Origin of the sequence: Streptomyces sp. NBC_01707 (assembly GCF_041438805.1) — a bacterium.
Taxonomy (GTDB): domain Bacteria; phylum Actinomycetota; class Actinomycetes; order Streptomycetales; family Streptomycetaceae; genus Streptomyces.
Genome location: NZ_CP109190.1, coordinates 7,564,789 through 7,577,917, shown reverse-complemented (window position 1 = coordinate 7,577,917; position 13,129 = coordinate 7,564,789). Strand labels below are relative to the sequence as shown.

The 13,129-nt window shown below is 71.4% G+C and carries 16 protein-coding genes; 1 reads left to right on the top strand and 15 read right to left on the bottom strand.

Features of this window, described 5'->3' with window-relative positions:
- Positions 1-50: 50 nt before the first annotated feature.
- The 7 genes from OG963_RS34020 to OG963_RS33990 all read right to left on the bottom strand — a co-directional run bounded on the left by OG963_RS34020 (position 51) and on the right by OG963_RS33990 (position 4,604).
- Entirely contained in the window at positions 51-638 is a 588-nt protein-coding gene (locus tag OG963_RS34020; RefSeq protein ID WP_371126432.1) for a lysophospholipid acyltransferase family protein, read from the bottom strand.
- A gap of 65 nt (positions 639-703) precedes the next feature.
- Entirely contained in the window at positions 704-1,420 is a 717-nt protein-coding gene (gene cmk / locus OG963_RS34015; protein WP_030917956.1) for a (d)CMP kinase, read from the bottom strand.
- Between the two features lie 124 nt (positions 1,421-1,544).
- Positions 1,545-2,630, bottom strand: a complete 1,086-nt coding sequence (locus OG963_RS34010; protein ID WP_093774951.1) for a prephenate dehydrogenase — start codon at positions 2,628-2,630, stop codon at positions 1,545-1,547.
- Positions 2,627-2,989 carry a chorismate mutase gene (gene aroH / locus OG963_RS34005; RefSeq protein ID WP_030917949.1) on the bottom strand — a complete coding sequence of 121 codons (363 nt, stop codon included), beginning with the start codon at positions 2,987-2,989 and terminating at the stop codon, positions 2,627-2,629. Before aroH ends, OG963_RS34010 begins: the two co-directional genes overlap by 4 nt.
- A 140-nt stretch (positions 2,990-3,129) precedes the next feature.
- Entirely contained in the window at positions 3,130-3,720 is a 591-nt protein-coding gene (locus OG963_RS34000; RefSeq protein WP_093774949.1) for a TetR/AcrR family transcriptional regulator, read from the bottom strand.
- Positions 3,721-3,724: 4 nt separating this feature from the next.
- Positions 3,725-4,087 (bottom strand): DUF1304 domain-containing protein, encoded by a 363-nt coding sequence (locus tag OG963_RS33995; RefSeq protein WP_093929964.1) that lies wholly within the window; start codon positions 4,085-4,087, stop codon positions 3,725-3,727.
- Between the two features lie 76 nt (positions 4,088-4,163).
- Positions 4,164-4,604, bottom strand: coding sequence for a YidB family protein (locus OG963_RS33990; protein ID WP_093774947.1), 441 nt, complete (start codon positions 4,602-4,604; stop codon positions 4,164-4,166).
- 219 nt (positions 4,605-4,823) lie between these two features.
- Here OG963_RS33990 and OG963_RS33985 point away from each other — a divergent pair, with 219 nt between their 5' ends.
- Positions 4,824-5,528: a DNA polymerase beta superfamily protein gene (locus OG963_RS33985; RefSeq protein ID WP_319326740.1), complete on the top strand. Its 705-nt coding sequence runs from the start codon at positions 4,824-4,826 to the stop codon at positions 5,526-5,528.
- Positions 5,529-5,553: 25 nt separating this feature from the next.
- On the opposite strand, the gene OG963_RS33980 is transcribed toward OG963_RS33985, so the two are convergent.
- The 8 genes from OG963_RS33980 to OG963_RS33945 form a co-directional block, all read right to left on the bottom strand.
- Complete coding sequence (locus OG963_RS33980; RefSeq protein WP_319326738.1) at positions 5,554-6,366, bottom strand: DNA polymerase beta superfamily protein; 813 nt, start codon at positions 6,364-6,366, stop codon at positions 5,554-5,556.
- 3 nt (positions 6,367-6,369) lie between these two features.
- On the bottom strand, positions 6,370-7,392 hold the full coding sequence (locus tag OG963_RS33975) for an ADP-ribosylglycohydrolase family protein (protein ID WP_030917932.1): 1,023 nt from the start codon (positions 7,390-7,392) through the stop codon (positions 6,370-6,372).
- Entirely contained in the window at positions 7,389-8,123 is a 735-nt protein-coding gene (locus tag OG963_RS33970; protein WP_030917930.1) for an NUDIX domain-containing protein, read from the bottom strand. The genes OG963_RS33975 and OG963_RS33970 overlap by 4 nt, the downstream gene beginning before the upstream one ends.
- Positions 8,120-9,199, bottom strand: a complete 1,080-nt coding sequence (locus OG963_RS33965) for an AAA family ATPase (protein WP_371799782.1) — start codon at positions 9,197-9,199, stop codon at positions 8,120-8,122. Before OG963_RS33965 ends, OG963_RS33970 begins: the two co-directional genes overlap by 4 nt.
- Positions 9,196-9,849: a nicotinamide riboside transporter PnuC gene (gene pnuC, locus OG963_RS33960; protein WP_319326729.1), complete on the bottom strand. Its 654-nt coding sequence runs from the start codon at positions 9,847-9,849 to the stop codon at positions 9,196-9,198. The genes OG963_RS33965 and pnuC overlap by 4 nt, the downstream gene beginning before the upstream one ends.
- 131 nt (positions 9,850-9,980) lie before the next feature.
- Entirely contained in the window at positions 9,981-11,096 is a 1,116-nt protein-coding gene (locus OG963_RS33955) for a pseudouridine synthase (protein WP_030917921.1), read from the bottom strand.
- Complete coding sequence (scpB, locus tag OG963_RS33950; RefSeq protein WP_030977295.1) at positions 11,096-11,746, bottom strand: SMC-Scp complex subunit ScpB; 651 nt, start codon at positions 11,744-11,746, stop codon at positions 11,096-11,098. Before scpB ends, OG963_RS33955 begins: the two co-directional genes overlap by 1 nt.
- Positions 11,743-13,113 carry a ScpA family protein gene (locus OG963_RS33945; RefSeq protein WP_371799781.1) on the bottom strand — a complete coding sequence of 457 codons (1,371 nt, stop codon included), beginning with the start codon at positions 13,111-13,113 and terminating at the stop codon, positions 11,743-11,745. Before OG963_RS33945 ends, scpB begins: the two co-directional genes overlap by 4 nt.
- Between the last annotated feature and the right edge of the window lie 16 nt (positions 13,114-13,129).

Sequence of the window (13,129 nt, the reverse complement as noted above, 5' to 3'; positions counted from 1 at the left end):
GCATCATCATCGATGGACCACGATCACGCGGCCCACTACTCAAGTCTTACCTAGCGCCCGGTGAAACGCCTGGCGTTCTCCAGGTGCGAGGTCAGCCGTGCCTGGATCCGCACGGTCGCCTCGTCCAGCGCCTTCCGGGTCCGCAGGCCACTTCCGTCGCCCGCGTCGAAGGCGTCACCGAAGACGACGTCGACCCCGCTGCGCAGCGGCGGCAGTGCCGATATCAACCGCCCGCGGCGCTCGGTGCTTCCCATGACGGCCACGGGCACGATCGGCGCCCCGCTGCGTACCGCGAAGTACGCGAGCCCGGCCCGCAGCGAGGCGAAGTCTCCTTCACCCCGGGTGCCCTCCGGGAAGATCCCGAGCACCCCGCCGTTCTCCAGTACACCGAGGGCCTGGGTGATGGCGGTGCGGTCGGCGCTCGTACGGTCCACCTTCAGCTGACCGATTCCGCGCAGGAACGGGTCGAGGGGGCCGACGAACGCCTCTTTCTTGATCAGGAAATGAACGGGCCGGGGCGCGGTGCCCATCAGCATCGGCCCGTCGATGTTGTGGGAGTGGTTCACCGCGAGTATGACGGGTCCGGAGGCGGGTACCCGCCATGCACCGAGGACGCGGGGCTTCCACAGCCCGTACATCAGCCCGATACCGATCCCGCGCCCGACCGCCGCTCCGCGCAGCGTGGGCGTGCCCGAGGCTGCGGTCACTTCGCGGCCCGCTTCTCCTCGACGAGGGTGACGACACACTCGATGACCTGCTGCAGGGTCAGGTCGGTGGTGTCCACCTCGACCGCGTCGTCCGCCTTGGCGAGCGGCGAGGTCTTGCGGCTGGAGTCCGCGGTGTCCCGCTTTATCAGCGCCTCCTTGGTGGTGGCGAGATCGGAGCCCTTCACCTCTCCGCTGCGGCGGGCCGCGCGGGCCTCCGGCGAGGCGGTCAGGAAGATCTTGAGGTCGGCGTCGGGCAGCACGGTGGTGCCGATGTCACGGCCCTCGACGACGATGCCGATCTCGGCGGCCGCGGCGATCGACCGCTGCAGCTCGGTGATCCTGGCACGCACCTCGGGGACCGCGCTGACGGCGCTGACCTTCGAGGTGACCTCCTGCGTACGGATCGGGCCCGCGGCATCCTCGCCGTCGACCGTGATCGTCGGGGCGGCCGGGTCCGTGCCGGAGACGATGACCGGCTTCCCCGCGGCGGTCGCGACCTCCACGGCGTCCTGCACGTCGATGCCGTTGTTCAGCATCCACCAGGTGATCGCCCGGTACTGGGCGCCGGTGTCCAGGTAGCTCAGGCCGAGCTTGGCGGCGACGGCCTTCGACGTGCTCGACTTGCCGGTGCCGGAGGGTCCGTCGATGGCGACGATCACTGCGGCCGGGGCCGTCCGGGCGGCGGCGCTTACGGTTTCCACGGTGGTGGACACCTTCCTGGTACACGGGGTGGGCGGGACAAGGGCGCGCGAACCCGCCCCGCACAAGGTTACCGAGTGTCGGGACGGTCCTTTGCACCCCTGTGGACAACTCCCGCGGACCCCGGCCGCCAGGGGCCTACTGGCGGATCGACCAGCCCCGCTCGCGAAGCGCCGCGGCGAGTGCCGGGGCCGCGCTCGGCTCGACCATCAGCTGCACCAGGCCGGCCTGCTGCCCGGTGGCGTGCTCGATACGGACGTCCTCGACGTTGATCCCGGCCTTGCCCGCGTCCGCGAAGATCCCGGCCAGCTCGCCCGGCCGGTCGCTGATGAGCACAGCCACGATGTCGTAGGCCGCCGGGGCCGCCCCGTGTTTGCCGGGGACCCTGACCCGGCCCGCGTTACCACGGCGCAGGACGTCCTCGATGGAGTCGGTGCCCTCGCGGCGCTTGTCGTCGTCGCCGGACTGGAGGCTGCGCAGCGCCCGGACCGTCCCCTCGAGATCGGCGGCGACCCCGGCGAGCACGTCCGCGACCGGTCCGGGGTTGGCGGAGAGGATCTCCACCCACATCCGGGGATCGGAGGCCGCGATCCGGGTGACGTCCCTTATGCCCTGGCCACAGAGGCGTACGGCTGTCTCGTCGGCCTCCTCCAGGCGGGCGGCGACCATCGACGAGATCAGCTGCGGGGTGTGGGAGACGAGCGCGACGGCCCGGTCGTGGGCGTCGGCGTCCATGACGACCGGGACGGCGCGGCAGAGCGCGACCAGCTCCAGGGCGAGGTTGAGGACCTCGGTGTCGGTTTCCCGGGTCGGTGTGAGGACCCAGGGACGCCCCTCGAACAGGTCGGCGGTGGCGGCGAGCGGACCGGAACGCTCCTTGCCCGCCATCGGATGCGTACCGATGTACGGCGTGAGGTCGACACCGAGGGCTTCCAGCTCGCGGCGCGGGCCGCCCTTGACGCTGGCGACGTCGAGGTAGCCGCGGGCGACACCCTCCCGCATGGCGGTGGCGAGCACCGAGGCCACGTGGGCGGGCGGTACGGCGACGATCGCGAGGTCGACGCGGCCCGCAGGTGCCTCGTCGGTACCGGCGCCGAGCGCCGCCGCCGTGCGGGCCGACGCCGGGTCGTGGTCGACGAGGTGGACATGGACACCACGCCCGGCGAGGGCGAGGGCTGCGGAGGTGCCGACCAGGCCGGTTCCGATGACGACGGCGGTTCTCACTGGGCGATGTCCTTGCGGAGGGCGGCGGTGGCGCCGAGGTAGACATGCTGTATCTCGGACTTGGCAAGGTACGTCTCGACATGGGCGAGGATGCGCACGACGCGGGGCATCGCTCCCACGATGTCGAGTTCCTGGGCACAGATCAGCGGTACGTCGACGATGCCGATGCCCCGGGCGGCGGCGGCCGGGAAGTCGCTGTGCAGATCGGGGGTGGCGGTGAACCAGATGCTGATCAGGTCGTCGGCGACGAGGCCGTTGCGATCCAGGACGGCGGTAAGCAGGGCGCTGACCTGCTCGTCCATGTGTCCGGCCTCGTCCCGCTCCAGCTGGACCGCTCCACGGACCGCTCGTACCGCCACGTCTGGCTCCTCACTTCTTCGTGCACTTCTCTTCATGCCGCTTCGTGCTTGTCGCGCCTGCTCTGTGCCCGCCTGCGCGATTTCAGCCTAGAGGGGCGCGGCGCCGGACGGCCGAGGCGCTCTGTGGGTGAGACGCGAGGTCAGCGGGGAACGGCGGCGGTGTGCACGGCCAGCAGCATCCGCCAGATCCCGCCGGCCAGCTGCGCCGGGGTGGCGTCGGTCCGGCCGTGCAGCCAGTCGGCGAGGACGCCGGTGAACAGTCCCGCGACGGCGCTCGCGATCAGGTCCTCCGCGGAGCCCGGGGGGCGGCGACGGCGCAGTTCGCTGATGCTGCGCTGCCGCAGCTCCTGGTGCAGCAGCTCGCCGAGCGGTCCCCCGCCGCCCGCACGCAGCAGGCTCCGGTAGACCTCGGCCCGGGTGCGGACCGCCTCCAGCAGGGCGACTAGCTCGGCGGGGGGCGCTCCGGGGCCGGGCGGCACGTCGTCCCAGGCGTGCAGGGCGTCGACCGCCTGCCGGACGATCTCCGCACAGGCGTCCACGGCCAGGGCGCGCAGATCGTCGTAGTGCAGATAGAAGGTGGCCCGGCCGACCCCGGCCCTGCGGACCACGTCGGAGACGCTGACCTGGTCGAGTGGCTGTTCCTCGCAGGCCGCGAGGAGCGCCTCGCGGAGCTTGCCGCGGGTGCGTGCGGTACGGGGGTCTCCGCCGCCTTCCGTCGCTGCGGGCGTCATGGGCTCAGCCCGCGAGCAGGACGAGGACGAGTGCCACGGCGGCAGGGGCCGCCTGGACGAGCAGGATCTTGCGGCTCACGGTGGCCGCTCCGTACACCCCGGCGACGATCAGGCAGCCGAGGAAGAAGATCTGCGCCTGGTACGCGACAGGGTCGCCCGCGAGCAGGCTCCAGACGAGTCCGGCTGCCATGAACCCGTTGTACAGGCCCTGGTTCGCGGCGAGCGCGGCGCTCTCACGGGAGAACGCCGGGGTGGTCGCGAAGACCTTCCGGCCGCGCGCGGTGTCCCACAGGAACATTTCGAGCACCAGGAAACAGGCGTGGATCAGCGCGACCGACGCGACCAGCGCCTGGGCTGCGATGTGCATGGCGGACGGCCTCCCGTATCGATTTCCTGGACAACTGTACAGGAAATCGATACGGGGTTCGGCCGGCCCTGAACGCTCAGAGCGCCTGCGCCCGGATCAGGTCCTCCAGCGAGCCGCCCTTCGGGACCTCGCCCGCGGGGGTCAGCTTGTCGACCGCCTCGGGCAACGACCTGGCGATGTCGTCGGCCGCCTGCTCCGTCGACACCCCCGCGTCCTGGGCGACCTTCTGCAGGGTTTCGTCCGGCAGCGCCTGCGCGATCTGTGCGCCACTCACCGGCTTGTTCTCGCCGGTCCCGACCCAGGACTGGGCCTGGTCGAGAAGACCGGACTTGGCGAGCATCCCGATGAGGCCCTCAAGAGCGTTCGCGCCGCCCCCGCCACCGCCACCGGCGCTCGCGCTGCCGCCCAGCGCACCCAGCAGCGTCCCGAGGATGTTCCCGGCGTTGCCGGAACCCCCGCCTTGGCTTCCGCCGCCCAGCAAGCTGCCCAGCAGACTGCCGAGGTCGTTTCCTGCCATGGTTCTGCCCTTCCGAAGGGGATGGATTATCGACAATGTCGATCAGAACCAGGGCGTCTGCCACTCGGGGCCCGACGGCTACGGACATCCGCCGTCGGGCCCCCGTCGCTTACGCGCCGCCCCGCAGCGCGGCCCGCCGGCCGGCCACGGTGGCCCGGCGCGTGCTGCCCCCTGCCCGGACGCCGAGGCGCACGAGGGCCCTCGCGTACCCTCACCCGCATGTTCACCCCCGATGCCGAGACTCTCGTACGCGACCACACGGTCTACTCCTGTGTGATGGGCTCACGCGCGTTCGGGCTGGCCACGGACGACAGCGACACCGATCGCCGGGGTGTCTTCCTGGCGCCGACCCCGCTGTTCTGGCGGTTCGACAAGCCGCCGACACATATCGAGGGCCCGGCGCAGGAGCAGTTCTCCTGGGAGCTGCAGCGTTTCTGCGAACTGGCGCTGCGTGCCAACCCCAATGTGCTGGAGTGCCTCCACTCGCCGTTGGTGGAGCAGGCCGACGCGGTCGGCCATGAACTCCTCTCCCTACGCGACGCGTTCCTGTCCCGACTCGCCCACCAGACCTTCGTCCGCTACGCGCTGGGGCAGCGCAAGAAGCTGGAGGCGGATGTCCGGCAGTACGGTGCACCGCGCTGGAAGCACGCGATGCATCTGCTGCGGCTGCTGGCGAGCGGCCGGGATCTGCTGCGTACGGGCCGGCTGACGATCGAGGTGGGCGAGGCCAGGGAGGACCTGCTCGCGGTGAAGCGGGGCGAGGTCCCGTGGCCGGAGGTGGAGCGCCGCATGACGCGGCTGGCCGCGGAGAACGACGAGTCGGCACCGGGCTCCCCGCTCCCGCCGGAGCCGGACCGGGCCCGGGTGGAGGACTTCCTGATCCGCACCCGCCGGGCATCCGCGTCGCTCCCCTGCACAGGGTGACCGGCCGCCCCGGCCAATGCGGAGATCAAGCCCGTTCGGAGCGCGAGGACAGAAGCCCGAGCGCCCTCAGCCGCGCTCGCACCACGAACTCGTGCAGCGCGTCGAACCCGCCCGCCCCGTCCGGCAGCCCCGACTCCGCCTGCGCCTCGTCCAGCACCCGGTGCAGCGCCTCGACGTCCCGGGACACCACCGCGCCGTCCACGCCCCCCGCTCCACCGTGTTCGGCCTCGGCCTTCGCCTCGATCAGCTCAGGCAGATACGCGGGCGCCGCCACCTCCCCCAGGAGCGTCGGCAGATGCGCGAGCACCTCACCGCTGCGCATCAGATGAATGCCGGTCAGCAGCGCCCGGAACGTGTAGAGCAGCGGCTTCAGTTCGCCGGTCCGCCCGAACAGCCGCCACTGCGTGCCGGCGAAGCCCCGGTAGTGGTGCGCATGGTTGCGCGTCACCACCGTGGGCGCCAGCGCGACCAGTTCCGCGTGCGGCTCGCTCGTGTGCACCACCAGCGGCGACAACAGCTGTTCCAGCACATAGCCGTTCGGCTTCAGCATCAACCGGACGAACTTCCGCAGGTCATGGGTGACGAGGTCCATCTCGACCCCTTCCCGGTCCCACATCCGCGAGCGCGTCTCGTCCGGCTCGCGCAGCCCCACCAGATCCTCGGCGGGCAGGAGGTGGACCCCCCGCAGGTCCACGTCCGAGTCACGGGACGGAAACCCGTACAGATGCGCCCCGGAGACCGTGGCGAACAACAGCGGGCCTGCCTCCTCGGCAAGGACCGGGCCGAAGTCCGTGACCGGGAGGCCGGCCTCATGGAGGTGGATCGTTTCCGTACGCATGGGTCAAGAGTCCCAGAGTGCCCCCAGCGACAGCAGATCGCTCCGGTACTCGATCCGCTCCGACCACTCCTTGGGCCACGCCCCGGCTCCCAGGTGCGCCCCGGCCAGCGCCCCGGTCAGGCAGCCGATGGAGTCCGAGTCGCCGCGGGTGCAGGCGGCCCGGCGCAGCGCGGTGACCGGTTCGTCGGGGAAGAGCAGGAAGCAGTGCAGGGCCGTGGCGAGGGCGTCCTCTGCGATCCAGCCGTCGCCGGTCGCCTCGCACGGGTCGGTCTCCGGTGACGGGTCGCGCAGGGCGTCCTGGACGCGGGCCAGTGCGGTCAGGCACTCGTCCCAGCCACGCTGGATGTAGCTCTCGCCCGAGTCGTCACCGGCGTACCGCCACAGGTCGCCGAGCCAGCGCGTGAGGTAGCGGCTGCTGTTCTCGTACGCGTACGACCGCAGCTGCCCGATCAGTCCCGTCGGCTCCGCACCCTGCGCCAGCAGATACACCGCGCGCGCCATCAGGTCGGAGGCGGCGAGTGCCGTGGGATGGCCGTGGGTGAGCGCGGCCTGCAACTGCGCCGCGCCGGAGCGCTGTTCCTCGCTCAGCCCCGGGACGAGCCCGACCGGCGCCACCCGCATATTGGCGCCGCAGCCCTTGGAGCCGGTCTGGCTGGCCTCCTGCCAGGGCCGGTCACCGTCGAGCAGCCGGCAGGCGCTCATGCAGGTGCGGCCGGGGGCGCGGTTGTTGTCCGGCGAGTGGTACCAATCGACGAACTCCTCGCGTACCGGCCGGACCAGCCGCAGCGGGGTGAGCAGTCCGCGGTCCATGGCGGTACGGATGCCGCGCGCGAGGGCCAGCGTCATCTGGGTGTCGTCGCTGACGAACGCTGGGTTCGGCAGCCGCATCTGCCGCCACGGCCCGCACTTGGCGAGGATCGACGGAACGTTGTTGAACTCGGTCGGGAAGCCCAGCGCGTCGCCGAGCGCGAGCCCGGTGAGCGCGCCGGTGGCGGCCTGTTTGGTGATGGTGCGGGTCACGATCATGCGCTTCGTCCTTCCGGTCGCAGAAGTGGAGGGTGCAGGGCGGTGGCGGCACCCGCCCGGTACAGAGCAGCCGGCTTCCCCCGTCCGCCGGTGCGGCGTGGTGATCCCTCCACGGCCTGGACGAAGCCGGGCGTGGTGAGGACCTTGCGCCGGAAGTTCGGCCGGTCGAGCTCGACTCCCCAGACCGTCTCGTACACCTGCTGGAGCTCGCCCAGGGTGAATTCGGCCGGGCAGAAGGCCGTCGCCAGGCAGCTGTACTCGAGCTTGGCGCCGATCCGGTCGTGCGCGTCGGTGAGGATGCGGTCGTGGTCGAAGGCGAGCGCGCCGAGTGCTCCGGCGTCCCACCAGCGGGCGTTGGCCGCGTCCCCGCCGCCACGCGGCTCGGGCAGATCCGGGACGAGTGCGGTGTACGCGACGGAGACGACCCGCATCCTGGGGTCGCGGTCCGGGTCGCTGTAGGTGCACAGCTGCTCCAGGTGGAGCGCGGAGACGGTTGCCTCGGTCAGCCCGGTCTCCTCGGCGAGCTCCCGGCGGGCGGCGTCCTCGGCGGACTCGCGGGGAAGCACGAAACCGCCGGGCAGGGCCCAGTGACCCTTGTACGGGTCTTCACCGCGCTCGACGAGCAGGACATGCAGCCGGCCGTCGCGGACCGTGAACACGGCGAGGTCGACGGTGACCGCGAACGGTTCGAAGGCGTACGGGTCGTAGCCCTCGGGCGCGCCGGTGCTCATCGTCGCTCCGGGAGGGGCGCGGCGAAGTCCCAGCCCGCCGCGAGAAGAGTGTCGACGGCGTCGACCGCGGTGTCCATGCGGTGCCGGTGCGGTCCGGTGAGTTCGATGAACCTCCGCCCGGTGCGGGTGAGTTCGGCCCGGAAGCGGTCGGTCATCCAGGGCCGCAGCTCCTCGCCGTCGCGCAGCCCGTCGTCCTCGAAGGCGACGCCCTCGTGGTCGGTGAGCAGCCACAGGTGATGGGCGACCCGGTCGGCGGTCTCCTCGACGAGCGGGTTGCGACCTCCGATGTACCGCTCGTGCCAGACGGTGGTGGCGAAGGAGTCGGTGTCGCAGAAGAGCACCGGGGACCCGGTCCGGGCGGCCGCCTCCTCCTCGGCGTTCTGGGCCGCGGCGATCAGCGGGAAGTCGTCGGTGGTGAACCCCACGTCCTCCCACCGGGCCCGGGGCCACCGGGTGCGCAGAGCGGCCAGCTTCTGTTCGCTGAACTCCCGCCCGTACTCGGCGACATATCGGGTCTGCGCCCAGACACCGCCGCGCCGGCGGTAGTGGTCGGTGAGGGCGCGAGCCATAGTGGTGGTGCCGGTGGACTCGGCGCCGAGGACGACGATGCGGCGGGTGAGCGCTGCCCGTACGGGTGGTTCCAGGAAGTCCCAGCAGCCGACCGGGTCCTTGCGGACGGCGGTGCCGGAGACCGGGAAGACCGTACGGTCGGGGTCGACGCAGACGGATTCGGCACCGAACCGGCGGGCCAGTTCGTCCCCGTAAGGCTCCGAGGTGAAGACGGCATCGACCTCCTCCGGGACGGCCCCTTCGAAGACGGCCATATGGGCATCCCAGATCGCCGGGTCGTGGAGATCCATCCGGATGTCGTCGACGGCGCCGACGACCCGTACGTCCGGGTGCACCTCCCGCATCCAGGCCACCCGGTCGGCGAGGGGGACGGACTCGACGGAGGCGGCACAGACCAGGACGGTCAGCCGCTCGCAGCGGTCCTGGGCGGTGCGGACGAGGTGGTGATGGCCCGCGTGCGGCGGATAGAACTTGCCGAGCACGAGCCCGTGCCTGAACCGCTTCACCCTGTCACCTCCGCCAATTCCCTCTGCGGAACGCAGAGATCACGCTTCCAGTTGCGCAGTCCGACCAGGCACAGCGCCAGGAAGCCGGCGTACAGCAGGGAGGTCAGATAGAGCTCCTTGTACGCGTACAGCGGGATGTACACGACATCGGCGGCGATCCACAGCCACCACGACTCGACGAGCTTTCGGCACTGCCCGTACGTCGCGGCCAAGGACAGCGTGGTCGTCAGGGCGTCCCAGAACGGCACGGTGGAGTCGGTGGCGTGGTCGAGGAGAACGGTCAGACCGGCGGTCCCCAGCACCCCTGCCGCGCACAGCCGGATCCATTCGGCGCGGCCGGTGTTCCGCACCGGCAGGTCCGGCGAGCCCGGTCCACCCCCGTGGGTCCAGGTCCACCAGCCGTACGCGGCAAGGGTGATGAAGACGATCTGCAGGCCGGCGTCGGCGTACAGACCGGACTGGGTGAACAGCAGGACGAAGAGGAGGTTGTTGGCGATGCCGATCGGCCAGTTGGCGAGATGCTGGCGGGCCACGAGCCAGACGCACAGCGCCCCACTGCCGAAGCCGAGCACCTCGGTCCAGCCGACCGGGGTGTCCAGGACTGTCGCCAGGGGTTGCTGCAGGGGATCGAGGATGTCCGCGAGACTCACACCGCCTCCTTAATAGTCACTTTGACTATAAAGGCGATTCGACGGCAGCAAAAGGCCCGCGGCCGGTTTCCTGTTCGAAAATCGAAACCAGGGAACCGGCCGCGGGCCGTACAGCGGACGCCGAAGGCGGACTACAGACCGACCTCGCCCATCAGCATGCCCACCTCGGTGTTGGTGAGGCGGCGCAGCCAGCCGGACTTCTGGTCGCCCAGCGGGATCGGCCCGAAGGACGTCCGCACCAGCCGCTCGACCGGGAAGCCGGCCTCGGCCAGCATCCGGCGGACGATGTGCTTGCGGCCCTCGTGGAGGGTCACCTCGACCAGGTAGTTCTTGCCGGTGTTCTCGACGACACGGAAGTGGTCGGCGCGGGCGTACCCGTCCTCCAGCTGGATGCCGTCCTTGAGGTGCTTGCCCAGGTCGCGCGGGAGCGGTCCCTGGATGGCGGCCAGGTAGGTCTTCTTCACGCCGTACTTCGGGTGGGTCAGCCGGTGGGCCAGCTCGCCGTGGTTGGTGAGCAGGATGATGCCCTCGGTCTCGGTGTCCAGGCGGCCGACGTGGAAGAGCCGCGTCTCACGGTTGGTGACGTAGTCGCCGAGGCACTGACGGCCGTCCGGGTCCTCCATCGAGGAGACGACACCGGCGGGCTTGTTCAGCGCGAAGAAGAGGTACGACTGGGCGGCGACGGTCAGACCGTCGACCTTGATCTCGTCCTTGTGCACATCGACGCGCATGCCCTGCTCGACGACGATCTCGCCGTTGACCTCGACGCGGGACTGCTCGATCAGCTCCTCGCACGCACGGCGCGAGCCCATGCCGGCCCTGGCCAGGACCTTCTGCAGACGCTCGCCCTCCTGCTCGGCGCCCGGGTGGGTCTTGGGCGTCTTGATGTCGGGCTTGTTCGCGTACCTGTCCCGGTTGCGCTGCTCGATCTTGGCGTCGAGCTCGCGCGAGCGGGACGGGGCGCCCTGCGGGCCACGCCGCGGGCCGCCGGTCCTCGCGCCGCCCTGCGGGGGCTTCGGACCGCCCTTGGCGCCACCGCGGGCCGCGGCGCCGCGGCCCTTGCGGGGGCCGTCGCCGCTCTGCTCGCCCGCCCCGGTGCCGCCCACGTCGTAGCGGCGCTCCTCGGGACGGGGCCTGCGGGGACGCTTGTCCTGCCTGTCGTCGCGCCCGGCACCGCCACCCCGGGGGTTCCGGTTGCCGCCGCTCTTGCCGCTGCCGCTTCCGCTGTTCCTGCCACTGCTTCGCATCAAAATTCCGTCTTGTCGTCTGCGTGAGTATCCGGGGTGTCCGGTGCGTCCGGATCGAACGACGGCACACCCTCTAGCGTCTCAGCCTCGATCGCGTCCGCCTCGGGGAGGAAGGGCGCGAGCTCCGGGAGCTCATCCAGGCCGCGCAGGCCCATCCGCTCCAGAAAGTAGTTCGTCGTCCTGTACAGGATCGCACCTGTTTCGGGTTCCGCGCCCGCTTCCTCGACCAGGCCCCTCTGCAGGAGGGTCCGCATCACGCCGTCACAGTTCACGCCGCGTACCGCGGAGACCCTCGACCGGCTGACCGGCTGGCGGTACGCGACCACTGCGAGGGTCTCCAGAGCCGCCTGGGTGAGGCGGGCCTGCTGGCCGTCCAGCACGAAGCCCTCGACGGCCTCCGCGTACTCCGGGCGCGTGTAGAAGCGCCAGCCGCCCGCGACCAGCCGGAGATCGAAACCGCGGCGCTGCACGGTGTACTCGTCGGCCAGCTCCCGCAGCGCGTCGGCGACGGCCCGCCGGGGCCGCTCCAGCACCTTGGCGAGGTGTTCCTCGGTGGCGGGTTCGTCGACGACCATGAGAACGGCCTCCAGGGCGGGCTTGAGCTCAAGGTCCGCGACGGTGCTCGCACCGGTGGGGCGCTGCTCGCTCATGCCTGCACATCCTCTTGTACGTCCATGTCCTGCACCTCTTGATCGAACTCGTCCGTCACCGCGGGCTCCGCCCCCTCGCCCCCGGCCCAGCGCACCATGAGCTCGCCGAGCGCCTCCTCCTGGTCGAGGGTGACGGCCTTCTCCCGGTACAGCTCCAGCAGCGCGAGGAACCGGGCGACGACGGTGAGGGTGTCCGGGGCGTCCTCGGTGAGCTCGCGGAAAGTGATCCCGCCCGCCTCCCGCAGCCGCGCCACGACGATCTCGGCCTGCTCACGCACGCTGACCAGCGGGGCGTGGATGTGATCGACGTACACCTGCGGCTTGGGCTTCGGCTGCATCGCCTTCACGGCGAGCCGCGCGAACCCCTCGGCGCCGATGCTGATCACCACCTCGGGCAGCAGCTCCGCATGGTGCGGCTCCAACCCCACGGTCCGGGGAAAGCGCCGCCCCTCGGACTCCAGCCGGGCGCTGAAGATCTCCGCGATGCGTTTGTACGCGCGGTACTGCAGAAGCCTCGCGAAGAGCAGGTCCCGCGCTTCGAGCAGCGCGAGATCGGCCTCGTCCTCGACCTCGGCGGCGGGCAGCAGCCGGGCGGCCTTGAGATCGAGCAGGGTCGCGGCGACGACGAGGAACTCGGTGGTCTGGTCGAGATCCCAGTCCACCCCCATGGCCCGGATGTGGGCCATGAACTCGTCGGTGACCTTGGAGAGGGCGACCTCGGTCACATCGAGCTTGTGCTTGGAGATGAGCTGCAGAAGAAGATCGAACGGCCCCTCGAAGTTGGCCAGCCGAACAGTGAACCGTCCGTCGTCGGCGGGGGCCCCGGATGCGGCGGTGCCGGCGGGGGCCGCAGGCGCCGCGGCGACGTCCGTGACGGCGGGGGCCGCAGGACCGGCGGAGACGGCTGGGACGGCGGTGCCGACGGACACGGCAGGACCGGCTGATTCGGCGGGGACCGCAGGACCGGCGGAGACGGTTGGGACGGCGGCGACGGCACCGGCGGCGGCTTCAGGCGCCCTGGCGGCGTCCGTGGCGGCCGGGGCCGCAGAACCGGCGGAGACGGCAGTGTCGGCGGCGCCGACGGACACGGCAGGACCGGCGGAGACGGCGGCGTCCGCAGAACCGATGGTGTCGGCCGGGACGGCAGCGGTGTCGGCGGGGGCCGCAGGCGCCGCGGCGGCATCCAGGTCGGCGGTCGAGGTATCCGGGGACGCCTCCCCGGATACGGGAAGGTCGGGGACGGGGGGCGCACCGGGAGTGGCACCCTCCCCCACCGCGGCCCCGGCCGCGGACGGCGCAAGCCGGCCCCCCGGACCGCGCCCCAGGGGGCGCCGGGGCGTGCGGGCGGGCTCGTCGGTCGTCGGCATGGGGGTCCAGGGTGCG